Origin of the sequence: Dielma fastidiosa (genome assembly GCF_003475485.1) — a bacterium.
Taxonomy (GTDB): domain Bacteria; phylum Bacillota_I; class Bacilli_A; order Erysipelotrichales; family Erysipelotrichaceae; genus Dielma; species Dielma fastidiosa.
Genome location: NZ_QRQL01000004.1, coordinates 291,310 through 313,903 on the forward strand (window position 1 = coordinate 291,310; position 22,594 = coordinate 313,903).

General features: G+C 40.9%; 23 protein-coding genes and 2 other annotated features. Of the genes, 22 read left to right on the plus strand and 1 reads right to left on the minus strand.

The window, feature by feature from the left end; all coding sequences use genetic code 11:
- Window positions 1–18: 18 nt before the first annotated feature.
- Genes agaB through DWZ33_RS10930 form a run of 3 tightly spaced genes read left to right on the plus strand, consistent with a single transcriptional unit; the run spans window position 19 to window position 2,185 of the window.
- The gene (gene agaB / locus DWZ33_RS10920; RefSeq protein ID WP_022938618.1) at window positions 19–495 is read left to right on the plus strand and encodes a PTS galactosamine transporter subunit IIB; all 477 of its coding nucleotides are present in this window, start codon (window positions 19–21) and stop codon (window positions 493–495) included.
- A gap of 30 nt (window positions 496–525) precedes the next feature.
- Window positions 526–1,329 (plus strand): PTS mannose/fructose/sorbose/N-acetylgalactosamine transporter subunit IIC, encoded by an 804-nt coding sequence (locus DWZ33_RS10925; RefSeq protein ID WP_022938617.1) that lies wholly within the window; start codon window positions 526–528, stop codon window positions 1,327–1,329.
- The gene (locus tag DWZ33_RS10930) at window positions 1,319–2,185 is read left to right on the plus strand and encodes a PTS system mannose/fructose/sorbose family transporter subunit IID (protein WP_118454834.1); all 867 of its coding nucleotides are present in this window, start codon (window positions 1,319–1,321) and stop codon (window positions 2,183–2,185) included. The genes DWZ33_RS10925 and DWZ33_RS10930 overlap by 11 nt, the downstream gene beginning before the upstream one ends.
- Window positions 2,186–2,277: 92 nt before the next feature.
- Here DWZ33_RS10930 and DWZ33_RS10935 read toward each other — a convergent pair whose 3' ends face one another.
- Entirely contained in the window at window positions 2,278–2,847 is a 570-nt protein-coding gene (locus DWZ33_RS10935; protein ID WP_022938615.1) for an ATP-dependent Clp protease proteolytic subunit, read from the minus strand.
- Window positions 2,848–2,982: 135 nt separating this feature from the next.
- Here DWZ33_RS10935 and gap point away from each other — a divergent pair, with 135 nt between their 5' ends.
- From gap to DWZ33_RS11025, 19 genes are all read left to right on the plus strand, one after another.
- Window positions 2,983–3,996, plus strand: coding sequence for a type I glyceraldehyde-3-phosphate dehydrogenase (gene gap, locus DWZ33_RS10940; RefSeq protein WP_022938614.1), 1,014 nt, complete (start codon window positions 2,983–2,985; stop codon window positions 3,994–3,996).
- Between the two features lie 356 nt (window positions 3,997–4,352).
- Complete coding sequence (locus DWZ33_RS10945; protein WP_022938613.1) at window positions 4,353–4,580, plus strand: heavy-metal-associated domain-containing protein; 228 nt, start codon at window positions 4,353–4,355, stop codon at window positions 4,578–4,580.
- 31 nt (window positions 4,581–4,611) lie between these two features.
- Window positions 4,612–4,811: a binding site (T-box leader), on the plus strand.
- A gap of 37 nt (window positions 4,812–4,848) precedes the next feature.
- A complete protein-coding gene (gene cysS / locus DWZ33_RS10950; protein ID WP_118454835.1) occupies window positions 4,849–6,183 on the plus strand; it encodes a cysteine--tRNA ligase in 1,335 nt (444 codons plus the stop codon).
- Entirely contained in the window at window positions 6,183–6,566 is a 384-nt protein-coding gene (locus tag DWZ33_RS10955; protein WP_022938611.1) for a Mini-ribonuclease 3, read from the plus strand. The genes cysS and DWZ33_RS10955 overlap by 1 nt, the downstream gene beginning before the upstream one ends.
- A gap of 1 nt (window position 6,567) precedes the next feature.
- Window positions 6,568–7,293, plus strand: a complete 726-nt coding sequence (gene rlmB, locus DWZ33_RS10960) for a 23S rRNA (guanosine(2251)-2'-O)-methyltransferase RlmB (protein WP_118454836.1) — start codon at window positions 6,568–6,570, stop codon at window positions 7,291–7,293.
- Window positions 7,294–7,318: 25 nt separating this feature from the next.
- A complete protein-coding gene (locus DWZ33_RS10965; protein WP_022938609.1) occupies window positions 7,319–7,942 on the plus strand; it encodes a sigma-70 family RNA polymerase sigma factor in 624 nt (207 codons plus the stop codon).
- A 40-nt stretch (window positions 7,943–7,982) separates the two neighbouring features.
- Complete coding sequence (gene rpmG / locus DWZ33_RS10970) at window positions 7,983–8,132, plus strand: 50S ribosomal protein L33 (RefSeq protein ID WP_022938608.1); 150 nt, start codon at window positions 7,983–7,985, stop codon at window positions 8,130–8,132.
- A gap of 11 nt (window positions 8,133–8,143) precedes the next feature.
- Window positions 8,144–8,320 carry a preprotein translocase subunit SecE gene (gene secE / locus DWZ33_RS10975; protein ID WP_022938607.1) on the plus strand — a complete coding sequence of 59 codons (177 nt, stop codon included), beginning with the start codon at window positions 8,144–8,146 and terminating at the stop codon, window positions 8,318–8,320.
- A gap of 7 nt (window positions 8,321–8,327) precedes the next feature.
- Complete coding sequence (nusG, locus tag DWZ33_RS10980) at window positions 8,328–8,876, plus strand: transcription termination/antitermination protein NusG (protein ID WP_022938606.1); 549 nt, start codon at window positions 8,328–8,330, stop codon at window positions 8,874–8,876.
- Window positions 8,877–8,941: 65 nt separating this feature from the next.
- Window positions 8,942–9,745 carry a pyrroline-5-carboxylate reductase gene (proC, locus tag DWZ33_RS10985; RefSeq protein WP_118454837.1) on the plus strand — a complete coding sequence of 268 codons (804 nt, stop codon included), beginning with the start codon at window positions 8,942–8,944 and terminating at the stop codon, window positions 9,743–9,745.
- 146 nt (window positions 9,746–9,891) lie between these two features.
- Window positions 9,892–10,308 (plus strand): 50S ribosomal protein L11, encoded by a 417-nt coding sequence (gene rplK, locus DWZ33_RS10990; protein WP_022938604.1) that lies wholly within the window; start codon window positions 9,892–9,894, stop codon window positions 10,306–10,308.
- A gap of 20 nt (window positions 10,309–10,328) precedes the next feature.
- Window positions 10,329–11,006, plus strand: coding sequence for a 50S ribosomal protein L1 (rplA, locus tag DWZ33_RS10995; RefSeq protein ID WP_022938603.1), 678 nt, complete (start codon window positions 10,329–10,331; stop codon window positions 11,004–11,006).
- 37 nt (window positions 11,007–11,043) lie between these two features.
- Window positions 11,044–11,167, plus strand: a sequence feature (ribosomal protein L10 leader region).
- A 35-nt stretch (window positions 11,168–11,202) separates the two neighbouring features.
- Window positions 11,203–11,712 (plus strand): 50S ribosomal protein L10, encoded by a 510-nt coding sequence (gene rplJ, locus DWZ33_RS11000; RefSeq protein ID WP_022938602.1) that lies wholly within the window; start codon window positions 11,203–11,205, stop codon window positions 11,710–11,712.
- Window positions 11,713–11,738: 26 nt separating this feature from the next.
- Complete coding sequence (rplL, locus tag DWZ33_RS11005; RefSeq protein WP_022938601.1) at window positions 11,739–12,110, plus strand: 50S ribosomal protein L7/L12; 372 nt, start codon at window positions 11,739–11,741, stop codon at window positions 12,108–12,110.
- Between the two features lie 72 nt (window positions 12,111–12,182).
- Window positions 12,183–12,776: a class I SAM-dependent methyltransferase gene (locus DWZ33_RS11010; protein ID WP_118454838.1), complete on the plus strand. Its 594-nt coding sequence runs from the start codon at window positions 12,183–12,185 to the stop codon at window positions 12,774–12,776.
- Between the two features lie 111 nt (window positions 12,777–12,887).
- Window positions 12,888–17,060 carry a DNA-directed RNA polymerase subunit beta gene (gene rpoB / locus DWZ33_RS11015; RefSeq protein ID WP_022938599.1) on the plus strand — a complete coding sequence of 1,391 codons (4,173 nt, stop codon included), beginning with the start codon at window positions 12,888–12,890 and terminating at the stop codon, window positions 17,058–17,060.
- Window positions 17,061–17,076: 16 nt separating this feature from the next.
- Entirely contained in the window at window positions 17,077–20,922 is a 3,846-nt protein-coding gene (gene rpoC / locus DWZ33_RS11020) for a DNA-directed RNA polymerase subunit beta' (protein WP_118454839.1), read from the plus strand.
- 154 nt (window positions 20,923–21,076) lie between these two features.
- A complete protein-coding gene (locus DWZ33_RS17995; RefSeq protein WP_182425662.1) occupies window positions 21,077–21,241 on the plus strand; it encodes a hypothetical protein in 165 nt (54 codons plus the stop codon).
- A 40-nt stretch (window positions 21,242–21,281) separates the two neighbouring features.
- Window positions 21,282–22,511 (plus strand): helix-turn-helix domain-containing protein, encoded by a 1,230-nt coding sequence (locus DWZ33_RS11025; RefSeq protein WP_118454840.1) that lies wholly within the window; start codon window positions 21,282–21,284, stop codon window positions 22,509–22,511.
- Window positions 22,512–22,594: the final 83 nt, after the last annotated feature.

The following is a 22,594-nucleotide window of genomic DNA, read 5'->3' on the forward strand; positions in this document are numbered from 1 at the left end:
TAGAAAGGAGAGAGTAGAATGCCAAATATCGTACTCACTAGAATTGACAACCGTTTAATTCACGGGCAAGTCGCTACTATGTGGTCAGGTGTTCTCGGCGTTAACTTATTATTAGTTGCTAATGATAACGTTGCTAAAGACGAACTGAGACAAAGCCTGATGAACATGGCTGCTCCTAGTTATGCTCAAACAAGATATTTCACTATTGAAAAAACTTGCGCGATCATTGACAAGGCCAGCCCTGCTCAGAAAATTTTCATTATCTGTGAAAATCCACAGGATGTATTAAGACTTGTTGAAGGCGGTGTGCCAATCAAGAAGGTTAACATCGGAAACATGCATATGGCAGATGGCAAACGCCAAGTTGCTACATCTGTTGCTGTTGATGATGCTGACGTTGCTGCATTCAAAAAATTGCAGGATTTAGGCGTTGAACTGGAAATCAGACGTGTTCCAGATACAGCACCTGAAGACCTCAATAAGTTATTTAAATAAACTTGAAAAAGTGAAAGGGAGAAATAATACATGGAGATTAATATTATTCAGGTCATCCTTTTAGCTGTATTGACATTCATTATGGCTATTGACCAGTTCTCTTTAACTGAGATCATTTCAAGACCTATTATCAACTGTACTTTAATCGGTGCAATCTTAGGTGACTTGAACACTGGCTTAGTTTTAGGCGGAACTTATGAATTAATGATGGTTGGTAACATGCCAGTAGGCGGCGCTCAGCCACCTAACGCAATCATCGGTGGTATCGTTGGTATGATCTTTGCTGTTCGTGCTAACATGGATATCAATGCTGCTCTTGGAGCTGCAATCGTATTCTCAGTATTCGGTGGTTATGCAGTTACATTAACATTTACTGTTATGTCTGGTCTTATGGCTAAAGCTGATAAAGCAGCTGAAGAAGCAAATCCTGCAGGTATCGTTCAAGTTAACTTTATCTCAATGGGTCTGTTAGGCGCATTATTCGCAATCATTTCAGTAGTTGCTTACGTTGGTGGTACAGCTGTTGCTCCAGCTCTTGAAGCATTCAGTACACAGTTCAGCTGGTTCATGGGCGGCTTAAGTGTTGCTGGTGGTATGATGCGTTTCGTCGGTTTCGCTATTCTGATGAAAATCATGCTTTCTGGCGAACTTTGGGGCTTCCTGCTTGCTGGTTTCGCAGGTGCAATCGTACTTGGAACTACAAGCGTATCTTCTGCAACTTTAGTATTATTAGCATTCATCGGTGTGGCTATTGCAATCTTTGACTACACAACTAATGTTCGCATCAAAGAAAATGCAGGCAGCGGAAATGGAGGATTCAGTGATGGCATCTAATGCAACTCAATATAAGGATTTGACTCCGGCTGCTAAGCTGGACAAAGCAACTTTAAATAAAATGGTTTGGTTGTCTTGCCAATTACAGGCTTCATTCAACTATGAAAGAATGCAGGCTTGCGGATGGTTATGGTCAATGTTACCAGGTCTTCAGAAGATCCATACAAACAAAGAAGATTTAGCAGCTTCAATGACTCATAATATGGAATTCTTCAATACTCACCCATTCTTCGTAACATTTGTTATGGGTATCGTTCTTTCATTAGAACAACAAAAAGCTGATATCGCTACAATCCGTTCAGTACGTGTTGCTGCAATGGGACCTTTAGGCGGTATTGGTGACTCATTATTCTGGTTTACATTAATTCCTATCGTTGCCGGTATCACAGCTCCTATGGCTATGGATGGCAATATCTTTGGACCAATCTTATTCTTCATTATCGCATTCGGCGTAGAAATGGCTATCCGTTTCTGGTTGATGTATTGGGCATATGATTTAGGTACTAGTGCTATTGGTATCATGACTAAGAATGCTAAAGAACTGACTCGTTCAGCTTCTATTCTTGGTGTATTCGTTGTTGGTGCTTTAATTGCTAACTTCGGCGGCGGTACTCAATTCGGTATCAATATCCCTAATGGTGAATCTGTAATTAGTCTGCAAGAAAAATTAGATACAATCCTGCCTTGCATGCTGCCATTTGGTTTAACTTGCATGTGCTGGTATCTGTTATCTAAAAAAGGCTGGAAACCTATCCAATGTATCCTTCTGTTACTGGTTATCGGTATCGTTGGATGTGCTGTTGGTATCTGGTCTGGCGACTACACAGCGTTGATTCCAGTTCCTTGGCACGCATAAGAGTAAATAAAACTCTCATAAATTATTAATTTCTATCTAAACATAAGAAAAAGACATCTGGTCGCACAGATGTCCTTTTTCTTTCTATATTACTATACGATTTTATCCACAATACCATAGGCTAAAGCATCTTCGGCACTTAAGTAACAATCACGGTCGCAGTCATGTTTAATCATGTCATAGGGCTTGCCGCAGCGCTGGGCTAAGATATTATAGATATTACGCTGTACCTTTAGGATATGACGGGTCGCAATCTCCATATCACTGGCTTGTCCCTGCGAATTGCCGATTGGCTGGTGGATCATTACTTCGCAGTTGCTCAGGATCAGCCGTTTGCCTTTTGTGCCGGCAGCCAGTAAGATCGAAGCCATGCTCGCGCAGCAGCCCATGCCGATCGTCGACACATCGCAGCTGATGTGGTTCATGACATCATAGATTGCCAAGCCGCTGGAAATGCTGCCGCCGGGTGAATTGATATACATTAAAATATCATCATTATTCAGTGATGACAGATATAAAAGCTGGGCAGTGATTGAGGCTGCCATCTCATCATTTACTTCACCGACACATAAAATAATGCGTTCCTTTAATAAACAGGAGTATAAGTCATAGACCCGTTCAACATTCGCTGAACGCTCAATAACTGTGGGTATAAAACTCATTAAATCCCTCCAATCTTTATAGAGTATGCACATAGGTGCATGTTTAATACAAAAAGGCTAAAGTGAAAGAGTTCACAATTGACATTTCTATAAAATATCGTATAATAATATTGTTATAAAAGGAGGACTTTTAAAATGACAGTAAAAGTTGCTATTAATGGATTTGGACGTATCGGTCGTTTAGCATTCAGACAAATGTTCGGTGCTGAAGGTTACGAAGTTGTAGCTATCAACGATTTGACTAGCCCTAAGATGCTTGCTCACTTATTAAAATATGATTCAGCACAAGGCACATATGGTTTAGCTGACAAAGTTACAGCTGGTGAATCATCAATCACAGTTGACGGAAAAACTATCGAAATCTACAAGGAAGCTGATGCTAAGAACTTACCTTGGGGTAAATTAGGTGTAGACGTTGTACTTGAATGTACTGGTTTCTATACTTCAAAAGAAAAAGCTTCTGCTCATATCGCTGCAGGTGCTCGTAAAGTTGTTATCTCTGCTCCAGCAGGAAACGATCTGCCTACAGTTGTTTACAATGTAAACCACAACATCTTAAAACCAGAAGATACAGTAATTTCTGCAGCTTCTTGTACTACTAACTGCTTAGCTCCTATGGCTAAAGCATTAAATGACTTAGCACCTATTCAGAGTGGTATCATGACTACTGTTCACGCATACACTGGTGACCAAATGACATTAGACGGACCTCAAAGAAAAGGCGATTTAAGACGTTCTCGTGCTGCTGCAGTTAACATCGTTCCTAACTCAACAGGTGCTGCTAAAGCTATCGGTTTAGTAATTCCTGAATTGAACGGTAAACTGATCGGTTCTGCACAGCGTGTTCCTGTTCCTACAGGTTCAACTACTATCTTAGTAGCTGTTGTTGACGGTGAAGTAACTGTTGATCAAGTAAATGCTGCTATGAAGGCTGCTGCTAATGAATCATTCGGTTACAATGAAGACGAAATCGTTTCTTCTGATGTTATCGGTATCAAATACGGTTCATTATTCGATGCAACTCAAACAATGGTACACAAGATGGAAAACGGAACTACTCAGGTTCAGGTTGTTTCTTGGTACGATAATGAAAATTCATACACTAGCCAAATGGTTAGAACTATCAAATACTTCTCTGAATTAGCTTAATTCACTGAATATTCAAGGGTGACTGGAAACGGTCATCCTTTTTATGTAAAATTTTTGCTTTATTAATTCAATCACAAATAAAATACATACAAGGAAGCACTTACCCGCTTTTATTTAATTATGTTAACTGTTCAGCACCCGTAATATTTAGTCAAAACATCGGGTGAACTTCACAAAATAATGGCTAAGTAAGGGCTTTTTTATGTAAATTGCTCTAAAAACATTAATTAATTACTAAAAATGTTAAAATTTTCCTTTATTTTTTTAAATTCATATAATAAAATGAACACCTACCCTAAAAGTTGGGTAGACTACTATGGACATGTTTTGTCCATATAAGGTTTGGAGGAAAATTTATGACAAAAGTTATTAAATACTATATACCGCTGCTGAATAATCAGAAAAATTCTGATGAGTTATGTCAGAGCTTGAAGGAAATTGATGGCGTTGTGGCAATCGATACGGATCTGCAGCGCAAGAAATGCTCAATTACCTACAAGAATCATGTAGAGCTGGTTGATATTGTTACGGCTATTGAAAAACTGAATGTTGAGTATTACTTCTTATCAAGAGAAATGATTTGAAAATTCTGATGATAGTTGTTATACTATATTAAACAAACCAGTAATAGGGGAATAGTAAGCAGTAGAGCTGATTTACAGAGACAGCGGAAGGGTGGAAACGCTGAATGAGCGACTTGCTGAATGCACCTCTTAGGGTTCTTTCGATATGTAGAAGGAAACGTTGCCGGCGTTAACGGTCAGAGTGGAATTTATTTCAATTAGAGTGGAACCGCGTGTTGAAGCGTCTCTATACAGGGGCGCTTTTTTATTTGTTAAAGGAGAGAGAAACATGAAATTATTTAATAGTCTGCATAATAAAGTAGAAGCATTTAAACCGATGAATGAAAATGAAGTGAGCATGTATGTCTGCGGACCAACGGTTTATAACTATCCGCATATTGGCAATGCCCGGCCGATCATTGTATTTGATACATTAAAAAAGACTTTTGAAGCATTGGGTTACAAGGTTAAATTTGTTTCTAATTTTACCGATGTTGATGATAAAATCATTAAAAAGGCAATTGAAATGAATGTTGATGAGAAAACGATCACTGAGCATTTCATCAATGCTTATAATGCGGATCGTCAGTCTTTGAATGCAGATCTGCCGGATGTGACGCCAAAGGTTACGGAGACAATGGATGAAATTATTGATTTCATAAAACTTCTGGTAGATAAAGGCTTTGCGTATGAGATTGATGGTGATGTTTATTTCAGAGTTAATAAAATTGATGATTATGGCCAGCTCAGCAATCAGCAGATCGAGGATTTGATGGTAGGCGCGCGTATCGATGAAAACGCGTTAAAGGAAAACCCGCTTGATTTTACCTTGTGGAAAAAGACTGAGGAGGGAATTAAATGGGATTCACCTTGGTCTAAGGGACGTCCGGGCTGGCACAGTGAATGTGTGGTTATGATTAACAATGAATTCCATCAGCATCAAATCGATATTCACGGCGGCGGCATGGATCTCAAATTCCCGCATCATGAAAATGAGATTGCTCAGTCTGAAGCGGCTTATGGTACGCATATCGCGAATTACTGGCTGCATAATGGCATGGTCAACATCGACGGTGAAAAAATGTCTAAATCCTTGGGTAATGTAATCTGGGTTAAAGATATCGTGGAAAAGCTGGGCGGCAATGTCGTAAGATGGCTGATGCTGTCAGCGCATTACCGTGCACCGTTAAATCTGAATGATCAGGCGGTTGAAACAGCACAGACAGAATTAGAGAAAATCAAGACATCACTGAAACAGGCTTATGTTAAGTTAGGGCTTGCGGGTATTGAATTGACCGGTAATCCGGATGAAACACTCTGGCAGGCATTTCTTGACGCGATGAGTGATGATTTGAATACGCCTAATGCCTTTAAAGCTTTGTTTGATACGAATAAGCAGCTGAATGCGGCGGTGCGTACACGAGAGATTGATTATGGCCGTGTGGCTGCTTTGGTGATTACGATTGAAAAGATGCTTTATGTGTTAGGTATTAAGCTTGACCGCATTGTTTTAAGTGATGATGATAAGGATGTTTTCGCAAACTGGAACCAAGCTAAGGCGGAAAAGAATTTCGAAGCTGCTGATCAATACCGTGCTGTCTTAATGGAAAGAGGTCTGCTGTAATGGAAATCGTTCCTTACAATGGTACGACCCTGGCATTTATCGGCGATGCGGTGATGACGCTGAAGGTGCGTGAGCTGCTTGTATCAAGAGGTCTGCAGAAACCTAATGAACTGCAGCGTATGACAGCGAAATGGGTCAGTGCCAAGGCACAGGCTTATTATCTGATGACGCTGATTGATAAAGGCTTCTTTACCGAAGAAGAATTAGCAATCATCCGCCGCGGCCGCAACGCGCAGACCGCTTCCATTGCCAAAAATGCCGATGTAGCTACGTATCGGCTGGCTACCGGGCTTGAGGCTATCTGGGGTTATTATCAGCTAAGCGGTGAATTGTTGAGAATGGAACAGCTTTGGAACGAAATTGTTATGTTAGGAGCGCAATAATATGGCACAATATGTATACGGGAAGAATGTCGTGAAGCAGCTGCTGAATGACGATAAAAAGATTTATGAGGTATTGATTCAGGAAGGGATGAAGGATCGTTCTTTTGAAGACTTACTGAAACAGAAAAAGATTCCGGTGCGCGTGCTGAATAAGAAGAAGCTTGAAGCATTGCTTAAAACTGATCATCATCAGGGAATCGCGGCAAGCATTGATGAATATAAAACTTATTCAGTTGATGAGATTTTAAAGGCTGTACCAGCAGGCAAAACCCCGTTATTAGTCATGCTGGACGGTCTGGAAGATCCGCACAATCTGGGAGCCATTCTTAGAACGTGTGACTGTGTCGGTGCTGACGGCGTGATTATCGGCAAGCATCGCAGTGTACAGCTTACGCCGACGGTTGCTAAGGTATCTACCGGTGCTATCGATACGGTGAAGGTTGCTGTAGTAACGAATCTGGTTCAGACAATCAAGGATTTAAAAGAGAAGGGGTTTTGGGCAGTTGGTGCTGATGCGCATGAGGCTAAAGATTATCGCGAGGGACAGTATGATGTGCCGCTGCTGTTAGTCATTGGCTCAGAGGGCTTTGGCATCTCCAATTTGGTGCGGAAAAATTGTGATTACTGCATTGCTTTGCCGATGGCAGGCAGTGTTACATCGCTGAATGCGTCAGTTGCCTGCTCAATCCTGCTTTATGAGATTTACAGTCATCGCCATCCGCTTTAGTAATTAAAAATGAGGTGGGCAGGGAATGGAAACAATGAATGATTATGAGCTTTTGTATTTGATGAGTGAACAGGATGAGGAAGCGCAGAAGCTGCTGATTAAGCTTTATGAACAGCGGATTGAGAGGATTATACGCAAAACGGTATCCAGCGGCGGCGGTAAGCATCTTCGCAGTGATGAATTTCATGATCTTAAATCAAAATGTATGCTGTCGCTGATTGAAGCGGTAAATCAGTATCATGATGAAACCGGAGTGCCTTTTTCTTATTACGCATCCTTATGCATTACTACATGTGTGCGTTCATACTTGCGGAAGACGCGTTCGCAGGCTAACTATATGTTTGCGACATGTACTTCCTTGGATTTAGATTTAAGCGAGGATGAGGGCTGTTACCTGATTTCCCTGGTACAAAATAATCAGGCTGAGTTTGATCCTAAATGGAGTTTTGAATTAAAAGAAGCACAGAATAAGGTAAAAGAAGTAGAAGCGCAGCTCAGTGAAGATGAACGTCAGATCTGGCTGCTGCGCAAGGCTGGCTGTACTTATCGTGAAATTGCTGAAAAAAGCGGTCATACGGTTAAACATGTCGGTTATATCCTGCATAAGATAAAAAAGATTTTAGCTGGAATAATTGACTATCAAAAGTGATTGTGATAAAGTTAATAGGCATACGAAAGAGGTGAAACACATGAAAGATAAGGTTATCTTGACATGTACTGTTTGTCTTTCTCGTAATTATACGACGACTAAAAATAAAAAAACGCATACGGAACGAATCGAATTGAAGAAATACTGTCCTAAATGCGGACAGCATACGATTCACAAGGAAACAAAATAGGAGGGCAATTTATGAAGTGGTTTAGTATCTCAGGAATTATACAGGAATTGCAGCGCGTGCGCTGGCCGAAGCTCGGTGAGCTTGCGAAGAAGTCAGGAATCGTACTGTTATTCACAGCTTCATTCGCATTGTTCTTTGTTCTTTGTGAATTCATCGCAGTGTCTTTTATAAGATTTATTGGAATGTAGGTGTATCATGGAAGATATTAAGCGCGAATGGTATGTAGTTAATACATATGCCGGACATGAAAATAAAGTAAAAGAAAATCTTCAAAGACGTATTGATACAATGAATCTGCAGGATTATCTGTTTCAGATCATTGTAGCTGAAGAAAAAGAAATTGAATTCAAGAATGGTAAAAAGGTAGAAAAGACTTATAATCTATTCCCTGGTTACTTATTCGTTGAAATGGAAATGACAGATGAAGCTTGGTATGTTGTGCGTAATACACCAGGTGTAACTGGATTTATCGGATCATCTGGGGGCGGTGCGAAGCCTTTCCCGGTTGCTGAGGATGAAATGGAGTCTATTCTCCGTCGTTTAGGAATTCGTGAGACAAAAGTACAGATCGATTTTGCTGTCGGCGACCGTGTGAAGATCTTAACAGGAGCTTTCCAGGGCGTTGAGGGTAGTGTTGAATCATTAAATGATGAAACGCAGGTAGCTACTGTGCTGACTATTCTGTTTGGCCGTGAAACACCAACGGAAATCAGTTACGGCGATCTTGAAAAAATCGAATTTTAAGAGGACTTAGTCCTCTTTTTTCTTTAGGTGTGATATGATGGAAGCAGAAATCAGGAGATGAACATATGAGAAATATTGGTTTTATTGGCTGCGGAAATATGGGCGGCGCTATTTTAAATGGCATATTAAAGGGTGGTTTGCTGGCCCCAGAGCACATTTTTATCCATACGGCTACTCCAGCTAAGCGAGAGGAACTGGCGGCAAAGCTTCATGTCTGCGCGGTAAACAGCAATCGTGAGGTTGTTGAAAACGCAGATTTAATCATCTTGGCGGTTAAGCCTTATCTGTTTGATGAAGTGTTTGCGCAGATCAAGGAGGCGCTTAGCGAGGATAAGGTATTGATCTCTGTGGCTGCCGGTCAGAGTCTGGCGAATATGGAGAAGCTGAGCAGTGCGGAAACAAAGATCATCCGCACGATGCCTAATACCCCGGCTTCAGTGGGCGAAGGAATGAGCGCGGTTACCCCGAATAAGAACTGTACCCAAAAGGATATTGAAGAAACGATGGCAATCTTCACAAGCTTTGGCAAGGCGGAAATAATCCCTGAACATCTAATGGATGCAGTACCGGCGGTCAGCGGATCATCACCGGCTTATATTTTTATGCTGATTAACGCGTTGTGCGATGGCGCGGTGCGTGACGGTATGTCAAGATCCATGGCCTTAACCTTTGCTGCTCAGGCAGTCTTAGGCTCGGCAAAGATGGTGCTTGAAAGCGGCATTCATCCGGAACAGTTAAAAGACATGGTCTGCTCACCAGGCGGCACAACGATTGAAGCGGTTGCTAAATTAGAAGAAAAAGGCTTCCGGGATGCGGTTTTGGCAGGTATGAAGGCATGCACTGACCGCTTAAAGGAAATGAATTCCTAAAAGTTTCAAAAAAGTATTGATTTTATCGGCTTTATACGATAAACTATTAAATGCACGCAATGTGCGTTTTTATTCATGCGTGGGAGAGCGAGCAACCGTTCATAAAACCACAGCATAAGACAAACAAAATATAGGAGGTGTGTCTTGTGAGTAAGAAAGTTGCAAAAATCTGCAAATTACAATTCCCTGCAGGGGGAGCTAAACCAGGACCGGCGCTTGCATCAGCAGGTATCAACATGCCGCAGTTCTGTTCAGCATTCAATGATGCTACAAGAGAACGTGCTGGTGACTTAGTACCAGTCGTAATCACTGCATACGAAGATAAGAGTTTTGACTTCGTATTAAAGACTACACCAGCTGCTATCATGATCAAAAAAGCTGCTGGCGTTAAAAAAGCCGGAACTAATCAGAAACAAATCGTTGGTACGATTACTGCTGATCAGGTTCGTGAAATCGCAGAATACAAAATGCCAGACCTTAATGCCAATGACGTAGAATCAGCTATGAAAATCATCGCTGGTACAGCTCGTAACATGGGTATTAAAGTTGAAGGTATGGAATAGAAAGGCTGAGGTAACATAAAATGGCAAAAGTAGGAAAGAAATATTCAGAAGCTGCTAAATTAGTTGACCGCAGCAAAGTATACACAATCGAAGAAGCTGTAGCTTTAGTTAAGAAAACTAGCTATGAAAAATTCGATGCATCAGTAGAGGCATCATTCAGATTGAATGTAGACCCTCGTCATGCTGATCAGCAGATCCGTGGCGCAATGGTACTTCCTCATGGTACAGGCCGTACACAAAAAGTTTGTGTTATCGCTAACGGACCTAAGGAACAGGAAGCTATCGATGCTGGCGCAGATTTCGTAGGCGGCAAAGAACTGATCGAAAAGATCGGCAAAGGCTGGTTCGAATTTGACGTATTAATCGCTATCCCTGCAATGATGGGTGAATTAGGTAAATTAGGCCGTGTGTTAGGTCCTAAGGGCTTAATGCCAAATCCTAAGACTGGCACTGTAACAATGGATATTGCGAAAGCAGTTGAAGATGTTAAAAAAGGTAAGATTGAATACCGTGTAGACAAAGAAGGAAATATCAATGTTCTGATCGGTAAAGTTTCATTTGATGAAGCTAAGCTTGCTGAAAACTTCCAGGCTATCAATGATGTAATCATGCGTGCCCGTCCGGCTGCTGTTAAAGGCATCTACTTAAAAGGCGCTACACTTTCATCAACAATGGGTCCTGGCATCAAAGTTGCCTAGTTTTTGTTGACAAACAAAAAGTTATAGATTAGAATAAAACTGTTATCAATATATACCACAGACAGCAACGGCCTATGGCTTAATCACGTTGCCGAGGTAGAAAGAAACATTACTCTTTCATGCTCATGCTGTCTTTCGGTGTGAGCATTTTATTATGCGGATATATTGTGATAGATAAATTAGGAGGTGCAAAACTATGAACCAAACGATTATCGATGGCAAGAAGGCAGTCGTTGCTGAGATCGCCGAGAAAATGCGCGAATCGCAATCTGCAGTCGTTGTCGAATATCGTGGGTTGACAGTTAAAGAAGTTACTGAACTTCGCCGCGAACTGCGTGCAGAAGAAGTAGAATTCAAAGTTTACAAGAATTCACTTGCACAGCGCGCCGCTGAAGAAGTTGGTTATGCAGAATTAACTGAAACCCTGACCGGACCTAACGCAATTGCATTTGGTAAAGATGCTGTTGCTCCGGCACGTGTACTTGCAAAATTTGCTAAAAAACACGACAAGTTAGTGATTAAAGCTGGTGCTGTTGAAGGTAAAGTGGTTGATCAGGAAACGATCACTGCATTATCAAAACTGCCAAACCGCGAAGGTATGATCTCTATGTTACTTGGATGCTTACAGTCTCCAGTACGCAGCTTCGCATGCGCTGTTAAAGCAGTTGCAGATCAAAAAGGTGAAACAGCTGAATCAGCTGAATAAATTCAAATTACAGGAGGAAATAAATCATGGCAAAATTAAATACAGAAGATGTTATTGCTTCTCTTAAAGAGATGACAATTCTTGAATTAAACGACTTAATCAAAGCAATCGAAGAAGAATTCGGTGTTACTGCTGCTGCTCCAGTTGCTGTTGCTGCTGCTGCTGACACTGCTGCTCCTACAGGACCTACTGAAGTTACTGTTACATTAACTGATGTTGGTGCTACTAAAGTTGCTGTTATCAAAGCAGTACGTGAAATCACTGGCTTAGGCTTAGTAGAAGCTAAGGGCTTAGTTGATAAGACTCCATCTGCAATCAAAGAAAACATCAAACCAGAAGAAGCTGAAGCTATCAAGGCTAAATTAGTTGAAGCTGGCGCAACTGTAGAAATTAAATAGTAGTCTTCATTCAGAATTTTTAATACAAAAAGCCGTAAAGGCTTTTTGTCACCTAAAAAGGACGGCGATACTATGAATCATTATTTTACAGATAATCGTCAATTAGCTCAAAACCGGAAGGAAATAACTTTCCGGTTTTCGTGCTTTAAGTTTTCATTTATAACTGATAATGGTGTGTTTTCTAAGGAATATGTCGATTATGGATCAATGATTTTCTTAGAAGTGCTTGAAAAGGAAAAATTAGGGAATAATCTGCTTGACGTTGGCTGCGGCTATGGGACTTTGGGAGTTGTGCTGAAGAAAATGAATCCGGCATCAAAGGTGACGATGATTGATGTTAATCCCCGGGCCCTTGAATTAGCTGCCATCAATGCCGAGAAGAATGAAACCGAGGTGGATATCCGTCAGAGTGATATCTATGAGAAAGTATCGGAAGATAATTTTACGGATATTATCACAAATCCGCCGATACGTGCCGGTAAGGCAGTAATTTATAAAATATTTGATGAAGCATACGAACATCTGGCAGCCGGCGGGCATCTGTATGTGGTGATCCGCAAGCAGCATGGCGCCTTAAGCGCTCAGAAAGAGATCGCATCCGTATTTGGTAACTGTGACATCATTCATAAGGATCGAGGATATTTTGTCCTCAAATCAACGAAATAGATTGACAATTTGACAATAATTTGATATTATACTAAATTGCATAATACTAAAAATTTAAAATGGGTCAAAGTGCCCTGTTTTGACACTTTGCTCGGAGAAAGGATGGCGTACATGGAAGAACAGAAGACTTATCGAATCGTACCTTCAGGGAAAAAAGCTGAACGCAGAAACTATTCTAAGGTTAGCGGAAATCTTGAACTACCAAATCTGGTAGAAATCCAGACTGACTCTTTTAATTGGTTTATAAAAGAGGGCATTGCTGAAGTATTTAATGAGATTTACCCGATAACCAACTATGGAGGAAACATTAAGCTTAACTTCATTGATTACGAATTCGGAACGCCGAAATACAACGCAGAGGAATCACAGTTCCGCGAATGCAATTTTGCCGCGCCTTTAAAGGCGAAGATGGAACTGGAAATTACTGATAACTCAACAGGTGAAGTCTTGAATAAATGGGAGGATGTGTTCCTTGGTGATTTCCCATTAATGACAGAAACAGGAACATTTATTATTAATGGCGCGGAACGTGTTATCGTTTCGCAAATTGTGCGTTCTCCTGGAGCGTATTTTGCCAGTGGATTTGAAGATAAGACAGGTAAGGAAACATTCAGCAGTGAATTAATTCCAAGCCGCGGTACTTGGCTGGAGTTCTTCACTGAAATGAAGAAACCGGTGAATGGCCGTTCATTAACGGTTAGTATTGACCGTAAGCGTAAGATGACTTCTACGATTCTGTTTAAAGCGATTGGTATGGCTTTGGATATGGACCGCAGTGATGATCCTTATGATACAAAACAGATGGAAACTTTCCTGAAAGCTATCGGCAGAACTTTGGTCGATGATCTTCCGCAGGATACTGAAAACCGTGAATTCATGAATTTATACTTAACGTTATATTCTGCATTCTTCGGTAAATATGAAGATATTGAAAATACATTGCTGGCTGATAAGGTTAAAACTACTCAGGAAGCATTGCTTTCAATCTATGAAAACCAGCGTTCAGATGAAATCCCTACATTAGATGGATCAATTACTTTAATGAATGCGAAATTCTTTGACCGCCGCCGTTATGACTTAACGAAAGCCGGCCGTTATAAATTAGGTAAAAAGCTGAATGCGATCAACCGTATTGAGCATCACCGTCTGGCTCAGGATATCGTTGGTGCTGACGGTACAGTATTTATGCCAAGCGGTACGATGATTAACCGTGATGAGCGTGAAGCGTTAAAGGCTGAATTGAAAAAGGGTTATTATGTTAACGCCTTCCCATTCAACCCATTATTCTCTCATGATGATGTGGTTGCGATTGAGACATCTGTTGGTACAGGCTTGTTAGGCCGTGTACTTGCGAAGGATGTTGAACTTGATGATGTTACATATTACACAGGTGATGTCATTACTGAATGCGTATTAAAGGACTTAATGGCAAGCTGTGAAAAAGTAAATATTCAGGGCGGTGTCATTGCGAAGAAAGTAATGCTGACACAGGAAAATATGAATGCTGTATTGAACTATGGCCAGCGTTTATATGTGCTTGCAAGAGTTACTGATGAAAACGGCAATGAATTATTTGCTGAAGATGGTCTGAGCTTTGCTGACGGTTATCTGCCGCGCATGGAATCAACGACAATGTCAGCCGATAAGAATGATGAATTGAAAGGCCGTGTAAGAAATGGCGAACAGGTTGCAGTATGGCTGGTTGGTGCTGCCGTACAGGAAATCTTAGTGCGTGATGAAGATGATGCAGTGATTAAGATCATCGGTAATGACCCATTTGCCAATAAACACACAATTACTATTTCCGATATGTATGCTTTCTATGACTATATGTTGAATGTTATGGAAGGTGTCGGTGAAACTGATGATATTGATATGCTGGGTAACCGCCGTATCCGTTCTGTCGGTGAATTGATTCAAAATCAGTTCCGTATTGGTTTAAGCCGTATGGAAAGAGTGGTTAAGGAACGTATGTCAATTGCGGAAATTGAAACCTTAACACCGAAAAAATTAACCAATATCCGTCCATTGACGGCAGCTATTAAAGAGTTCTTCTCTTCTTCTCAGCTGTCACAATTCATGGATCAGCAGAATCCGCTTGCTGAATTGACCAATAAACGCCGTATTTCTGCGTTAGGTCCTGGCGGTTTGACAAGAGACCGTGCCGGCTTTGAGGTTCGTGACGTTCACTCCTCACACTATGGCCGTATCTGTCCAATCGAGACACCAGAAGGACCAAACATCGGTTTGATTACGAACTTAACTTCTTATGCTCGTATTAATGAATATGGTTTCATCCAGACACCATACCGCAGAGTTATGCCGGATGGTTCAGTTCTTGAGGATGCGGTTTATTTATCAGCGGATGAAGAAGCCGATTATGTTATCGCTCAGGCCAATGAGGTTGTCGGCGGTCACTTAATCAATGAACAAGTCGTAGCCCGTTACCGCGGTGAAACAATTCTGGCTAAACGTGAACGCGTTGAGCTTGCCGACGTTTCTCCGAAACAGATTATTTCAGTAGCTACCGCTTGTATCCCATTCTTAGAAAACGATGATGCTTCCCGTGCCCTGATGGGTGCCAACATGCAGCGTCAGGCTGTACCTTTGATTTCTCCGCACGCGCCATTTGTTGGTACTGGTATTGAATACCGTGTAGCCAAGGATTCAGGCAGCGGCGTTGTCTGCAAGGGTGACGGTATCGTTGAATATGTAGATTCTACCCGTGTTGTGGTTGCTCAGGATAATGGTGACCGCCGCGAATATAAGCTGCGTAAATTTGCTCGTTCCAATGCCGGAACAAGTATCAACCAAATTCCTATCGTGAAGAAGGGTGAACGCGTTGAAAAGGGTGATATCCTTGTTGACGGTCCTTCGATGGAAAAAGGTGAATTGGCATTAGGTCAAAACGTAACAATTGCCTACATGTCATGGAATGGTTATAACTATGAGGATGCCATCATCATGTCAGAACGTCTTGTTCGTGATGATGTCTATACTTCAATTCATATCGAGGAATATGATATTGACTGCCGTGAAACAAAGCTGGGACCTGAAGAAATTACCCGTGATATTCCAAACGTCAGCGAAAACGCATGCCGTAACTTGGACTCAAGAGGTATCATCATGGTCGGTGCTGAGGTTATGGAAGGCGATATCTTAGTTGGTAAGGTTACACCTAAAGGTCAGAGTGAAATCTCTCCTGAAGAAAAACTGCTGCTGGCGATCTTCGGTGAAAAATCACGTGAAGTTCGTGACAATTCATTAAAGGTTCCGCATGGCGGTGCCGGTATCGTTCATTCAGTGCGTGTATTCAAGCGCAGTGAAGGTCATGAACTGCCGCCTGGCGTAAATGAAACAATTAAAGTTTACATCGTTCAGAAACGTAAGATTTCTGAAGGTGATAAGATGGCTGGCCGTCACGGTAATAAGGGTGTTATTTCTAAGATCCTGCCAGTGGAGGATATGCCGTATATGCCTGATGGAACACCAGTTGATATCATGTTGAATCCATTCGGTGTACCATCTCGTATGAACATCGGACAAGTATTGGAGATTCACTTGGGTTACGCTGCCAAGAAGCTGGGCGTTAAGTTTGCGACACCGGTATTCGATGGTATCAATAACGATGAATTAGCTTCAATCATGGCTGAGGCTGAAATGACAAAGGATGGTAAGCAGGTACTTTATGATGGACGTACCGGCGATGCCTTCGATGAACGTATCTCAGTAGGTGTAATGTACATGATCAAGCTGGCGCACATGGTTGACGATAAGCTGCATGCGCGTGCTACTGGTCCATATAGTTTAGTTACTCAGCAGCCATTGGGAGGTAAAGCTCAAAATGGTGGTCAGCGTTTTGGTGAGATGGAAGTTTGGGCACTGGAAGCTTATGGTGCCGCTCACACATTACAAGAAATCTTAACGGTTAAATCTGATGATATCGTCGGCCGTACAAAGACTTATGAAGCAATCATTAAGGGCAAGGATATTCCTGAACCGGGTATTCCTGAATCCTTCCGTGTATTGAAACATGAGCTGCAGGCATTAGCGCTTGATGTGAAGATGCTTGATGAGTTCGGCAACGAGGTCGATATTTCTAAGACTGACGGTGAGGAAGCAACAGCGGTAATTCCGCCGATTACACCATTTGAGGAAGTTAAACCGGAAGAAGAGCTTGTTGATGAAATCGTTGATGATGAGTTAGATGAAGAATTAGAATCTGATGAAGAAATTGAAGATGAAGTGGATGCACTGTTGGATGACGACAGTGACATGGAATAAGAAGGAGGCGTAAACGATGAGTGTAAACAATTTTGCCTCAATCCAGATTCAGCTTGCCTCGCCGCAGCGAATTTTGGAATGGTCTCATGGTGAAGTAAAGAAACCGGAAACGATTAACTATCGTTCACAAAAACCGGAAAGAGATGGCTTATTCTGCGAACGTATTTTCGGTCCGAGCAAGGACTGGGAATGTTATTGCGGAAAGTACAAAAAGGTAAGATATAAGGGTGTTGTCTGCGATCGATGTGGTGTTGAAATCACTAAATCATCAGTTCGCCGTGAACGTATGGGACACATTGAACTGGCGGCACCGGTTGCTCATATCTGGTACTTGCGCGGTATTCCATCTCGTATGGCTTTATTACTTGATGTGACGCCAAAGCAATTGGAAGAAGTAGTTTATTTCGTATCTTGGATCGTTACTGACCCTAAGGATACAAAGCTGATGTATAAGCAAGTGCTTTCTGAGAAGGAATATCGTGAAAATGTGGCAATTTACGGCCCAGGTTCATTTACTGCTCAGACTGGTGCTGAAGCTGTTGAGACATTATTAAAAGAAGTTGATCTTGAAAAAGAATTCAATAATGTAGAAGCTGAATTAAAGAATGCGCAAGGTGAAAAACGTAAGAAACTGATCAAGCGATTGGATACTATTGAAGCATTCCGTAATTCAGACAATAAGCCGGAGTGGATGGTACTGACAATGCTGCCAGTTATTCCGCCTGATCTGCGTCCAATGCTGCAATTGGATGGCGGCCGTTTCGCAACCAGCGACTTGAACGATTTATATCGCCGTGTTATCACAAGAAATAATCGTTTAAAGAAACTGCTTGAACTTGGCACACCGGCAATCATCGTACAAAACGAAAAGCGTATGCTTCAGGAAGCTGTCGATGCGCTGATCGATAATGGACGCCGTTCTAAGCCAATCAGCGGTGCCGGCGGCCGTGCGCTGAAATCACTGAGCCACTCGCTGAAAGGTAAACAAGGCCGTTTCCGTCAGAACCTGTTAGGTAAACGTGTTGACTTCTCAGGCCGTTCAGTTATCGCGGTAGGACCGGATCTGAAAATGTATCAGTGCGGTATTCCACGTGAAATGGCAATTCAATTATTTAAACCATTCGTAATCAACGAAATCGTAAACCGTGAAATCGCAAGCAATCCAAAGACCGCTGAAAAGCTGATCGATCGTCTTGATCCGCGTGTTTGGGATATCGTAGAAGATGTTATCGACGGCTATCCGGTATTATTAAACCGTGCGCCTACACTGCACCGTTTGGGTATCCAATCATTTAAACCGAAACTTGTTGAAGGACGCGCAATCCGTCTGCATCCATTGGTTACAACAGCATTCAACGCCGACTTTGACGGTGACCAAATGGCTGTCCATGTACCTTTGAGTGAAGAAGCAAGAGCTGAAGCATTAGTCTTAATGCTTGGTTCAAACAACATCCTGGGTCCTAAAGATGGTAAGCCAATCGTTACGCCGTCACAGGACATGGTTCTCGGTAACTTCTACTTAACAATGGAAGAAACTGCTGAGGAATTCCGTCAGGAAGCTGAGCGTTACAGAAGCGTCGGCTGTCCGAAGGAAGCTGAACTGTGGGATCGTTATGCGGAAAATGAAGGTCATGTATTTAAAGATGTTAATGAAATCTTAATGGCCTATGACAACAAAATCGTGCATCTGCATACACGTATTGCGATTGCTGCTAAATCATTAAAGAAATCTTCATTTACAGAAGCACAGAATAAAAAATATCTGATGACAACCGTGGGTAAAGTTATTTTCAATAACATGTTCCCAGCTGACTTCCCATATCTGAATGAAGTATCGGATGAAAACTTCATCGCTACACCGGATCGTTTCTTTATCGAACCAGGTTCAGATATTAAAGCGATTATCGCTTCACAGCCAATTATTCCGGAAGTGAAGAAGAAACAGTTAGGATTAGTTATCGCTCAGGTATTTGCTCGTTACAGCACTGAGAAAACTTCTGAAATTCTTGATGAAATCAAGAACATGGGATTCAAATATTCAACCGTAGCCGGTATTACCGTAGCCTTATCTGACATTCAGGTTGTAGAAAACAAGGATGATAAGATTGAATACGGTAAGCAGAAAGCGGAAGAATTAATGCGTCTGCGCCGTAAAGGTAAGCTGACGATGCAGGAATGGGAAGCTCACTTAAATAAATTGTGGGACAGCATTAAAAATCAGATCGGTGATGAACTGATGGATAACCTGGATCGTAAGAATACAATTAACATGATGGCTACTTCTGGTGCCCGTGGTAATAAATCAAACTTTACACAGCTGGCCGGTATGCGTGGATTGATGAGTAAACCTTCTCAGTCTAAATCAGCAAAAGGCTATCAGCCTTCAATCATCGAGGTTCCTATTTATAGCTGCTTCCGTGAAGGTCTGAACGTATCTGAATTCTTTATTTCAACTCATGGTGTGCGTAAAGGTCTTACCGATACAGCCTTGAAGACAGCTGAATCTGGTTATCTGACCCGTCGTCTGGTTGATGTTGCTCAGGATGTTGTCGTTAAACAGGAAGACTGTGGTACGGATAAGGGATTCTGGGTAGAAACTATTATTGACCGTAAGACAGGAACTGTGGTTCTGGATCTGCGTGATCGTTTGATCGGCCGTTATTCAAAACAGCAGGTTGTCGATCCTAAAACTAACGAAGTAATTATTGATTCTGATGAATACATGGATGAAATTATTGCACAGCGTATCGTTGATGCGGGTGTTGAAGGTATGTATATTCGCTCCGCATTTACATGTAAATCAATTTACGGTGTCTGCAAGAAGTGCTATGGACGCAACATGGCAACTGGTAAGGTTGTTGAAGTTGGTGAGTCTATCGGTATCATGGCAGCGCAGTCAATTGGTGAACCAGGTACACAGCTGACAATGAGAACCTTCCATACCGGTGGTGTAGCATCTGCCGGCGGCGGTGATATCACTCAAGGTTTGCCGCGTGTAGAGGAATTATTCGAAGCACGTTGTCCAAAGGGTGCAGCTGTATTAGCTCAGATCAGCGGTGAAATTACATCAATCCATCAGTTGGAAAACAGCAATGGCGTTGAAGTAATTATTACCAATGATAAGGAAAGTAAGGAACACAAACTGGCTCCGACTCAGGCAATTCGTTCTTGGCTGAAAGAGGGCAGTATGATTGAAGCCGGTGATAAGATCACTGAAGGCCCAATCGATCCTAAAGAACTGCTGCGTATTGCCGGTGTTCAGGAAGTAGAAAAATACATCCTGAAGGAAGTTAAAAAGGTATACGCAAGTCAGGGTATTGATATTTCAGATAAGCATATTGAGGTTATGATTCGTCAGATGCTGAGAAAAGTTGTTGTTGTAGAAGGCGATGGTACAAACCTGAACCCAGGTGTTCAAATCTCATTACCGGAAATGACAAAAATCAACCGCAACGCATTATTGTCTGGCAAACAGCCGGCAGTATTCTCACCAGTATTGCTGGGTATTTCAAAAGCATCAGTAGAAACTGACTCATTCTTGTCAGCAGCATCATTCCAGGAAACAACAAAGGTTCTGACGGAAGCTGCAATCAAGGGTAAGAAAGACTACTTGATGGGTCTGAAAGAAAACGTAATTATCGGTAAGCTGATTCCTGCCGGAACAGGCTGCAACGCTGATCGTGAAACATCACGTCAGATTGAAGAATTAGCGGCAGAATTAAGAGCTGAACGTATTTCAAGAAGCAGCGACGAAGATGAAAGTGAAGTTATGAACTTCTCAGCAGCAGAAAAAGTGAATGAAGATGTCATTCAGGAAATGCTTGCTGATGAAAGCTTGAGCGTCGTTGATGCTGAGGAATAAAAACAATTAACGGTATAATGAAAAGAGTGGAGCAATCTGCTCTTTTTCACGTTTTGGGATAATATTGCATATTTTGACTTATATGTATCGAAACAACAGTAGTAGACGAATGTTTTAATATCAGTTATAATGCGAATAGAGGGGAGGAAAAGCAATGAAAAAAATAATATCAATGGCAATGTCTGCACTATTGATGTTTGGTCTATGCACCTTTGGCTGCACTCATGTGCATACCGAAGAATGTGGAGAGAATGGCATCAATTGTAAACATGAGTGTTATCAGATTACGCGGTATAGTGATAGAAATATGCCTGATTAGCCAATAGTATCTATTGGCTATTTCATTGTTTAGAAGATATATGGAACAAAATATAGGAAAAGAATTGCGTTTGATTAGGAACTATCGTGGTTTAACACTTAGAGATTTAGGGATGAAAACTGGTATCTCTTACAGCCGATTGGGTAAATTTGAAGGTGGAAAAGAAGTACCCACGATTGATATAATTTCCAAAATTGAAAAGGTTTTAGATGTAAATATTGAACAATATATAGAAACATCTAAAGAAATAGATATTATATTTAGTGATTTTTTAGATTCATTATTTTACTATGACGATAATAACAATTTTTTTGAAGATAAAATTGAAAAAGGAAAAATGAAGTTTATAAACTTTTCATTTGGAAAGGCTCAGTTAATTGAATACATAATATACATATTGAAAAATGAATTCAAAAGAGCAAGAGCAATTGAAAATGAGCTTTTTGAGTATTTTGAAGGTAACTATGAGTGTGAATCGCTTTTATATCAATACAAGGGGCTTATGTATCGGAAGTTTAATCAATACGAAGAAGCAATAACTTGTTTTGAAAAAGCAGAAACTATGACAATAAACAGAAAGAATATGGGTATGCTATATTTACATTCAAGTATAGCCTATAAAAAATGTGGCAATTTAATTAAGGCAATGCTTTTTATTGAAAAGGCTCGCAGAATATTTTCGGAGTTTGGATCGCTTAGAAGGGTGTCTTTTTGCTTCGTAGAATGCGGACTTTTACTAAAAACAAATCAACAATATGAAGATGCTATTTCACAGTTTAATATTGCCATTAGATCATTAGAAATGATTGATTGTCCCGAAGAACTTAATGCAAGAGTATATTGTAATATGTGTTGGGCAATGATATTGGCAAAAGATTATAAGCGAGGACTTGAATATCTTGAAGAAGCGAAAGTACTTGAACCCAAGCATGGTTTTACAGTGCTTTATGGTATTTGGTGTAATTATAAATTGAAGAATTATGATGAAGCAGATCAATGGATTAGTGATAATAAGCATTTACAAAGTGATGTAAATTTTTGCGATTTTTATGAGTTGTTTACTTTACTAGTGAAGTGTAGAGAGAGTGTTCCTTCTGCAAAATTAATGAATTTAGCTATGAAAATTGTAGATGATTTTAAAAAAGGTGAGGATTTTGAGAGAATTAATTTCTATATTGACATTGTTTTAGATTTATTGAATCGTAGTGGAAATGAATTAGAAAAAATAAAATATCTTGAAATGAAAGTAAATTTAACAAAAAATCATTAATTTGTGTCGATACAAGAAATTTGATAAATTTTGATTAGTATGATTTAATCTTGGTAACAAATCTTGCAAGTGTTTGTTGAAGA

Coding starts and splice junctions, on each gene's coding strand:
- agaB (WP_022938618.1), top strand. CDS start 19: ATGCCAAATATCGTACTCACTAGAATTGACAACCGTTTAATTCACGGG.
- DWZ33_RS10925 (WP_022938617.1), top strand. CDS start 526: ATGGAGATTAATATTATTCAGGTCATCCTTTTAGCTGTATTGACATTC.
- DWZ33_RS10930 (WP_118454834.1), top strand. CDS start 1,319: ATGGCATCTAATGCAACTCAATATAAGGATTTGACTCCGGCTGCTAAG.
- DWZ33_RS10935 (WP_022938615.1), bottom strand. CDS start 2,847: ATGAGTTTTATACCCACAGTTATTGAGCGTTCAGCGAATGTTGAACGG.
- gap (WP_022938614.1), top strand. CDS start 2,983: ATGACAGTAAAAGTTGCTATTAATGGATTTGGACGTATCGGTCGTTTA.
- DWZ33_RS10945 (WP_022938613.1), top strand. CDS start 4,353: ATGACAAAAGTTATTAAATACTATATACCGCTGCTGAATAATCAGAAA.
- cysS (WP_118454835.1), top strand. CDS start 4,849: ATGAAATTATTTAATAGTCTGCATAATAAAGTAGAAGCATTTAAACCG.
- DWZ33_RS10955 (WP_022938611.1), top strand. CDS start 6,183: ATGGAAATCGTTCCTTACAATGGTACGACCCTGGCATTTATCGGCGAT.
- rlmB (WP_118454836.1), top strand. CDS start 6,568: ATGGCACAATATGTATACGGGAAGAATGTCGTGAAGCAGCTGCTGAAT.
- DWZ33_RS10965 (WP_022938609.1), top strand. CDS start 7,319: ATGGAAACAATGAATGATTATGAGCTTTTGTATTTGATGAGTGAACAG.
- rpmG (WP_022938608.1), top strand. CDS start 7,983: ATGAAAGATAAGGTTATCTTGACATGTACTGTTTGTCTTTCTCGTAAT.
- secE (WP_022938607.1), top strand. CDS start 8,144: ATGAAGTGGTTTAGTATCTCAGGAATTATACAGGAATTGCAGCGCGTG.
- nusG (WP_022938606.1), top strand. CDS start 8,328: ATGGAAGATATTAAGCGCGAATGGTATGTAGTTAATACATATGCCGGA.
- proC (WP_118454837.1), top strand. CDS start 8,942: ATGAGAAATATTGGTTTTATTGGCTGCGGAAATATGGGCGGCGCTATT.
- rplA (WP_022938603.1), top strand. CDS start 10,329: ATGGCAAAAGTAGGAAAGAAATATTCAGAAGCTGCTAAATTAGTTGAC.
- rplJ (WP_022938602.1), top strand. CDS start 11,203: ATGAACCAAACGATTATCGATGGCAAGAAGGCAGTCGTTGCTGAGATC.
- rplL (WP_022938601.1), top strand. CDS start 11,739: ATGGCAAAATTAAATACAGAAGATGTTATTGCTTCTCTTAAAGAGATG.
- DWZ33_RS11010 (WP_118454838.1), top strand. CDS start 12,183: ATGAATCATTATTTTACAGATAATCGTCAATTAGCTCAAAACCGGAAG.
- rpoB (WP_022938599.1), top strand. CDS start 12,888: ATGGAAGAACAGAAGACTTATCGAATCGTACCTTCAGGGAAAAAAGCT.
- rpoC (WP_118454839.1), top strand. CDS start 17,077: ATGAGTGTAAACAATTTTGCCTCAATCCAGATTCAGCTTGCCTCGCCG.
- DWZ33_RS17995 (WP_182425662.1), top strand. CDS start 21,077: ATGAAAAAAATAATATCAATGGCAATGTCTGCACTATTGATGTTTGGT.
- DWZ33_RS11025 (WP_118454840.1), top strand. CDS start 21,282: ATGGAACAAAATATAGGAAAAGAATTGCGTTTGATTAGGAACTATCGT.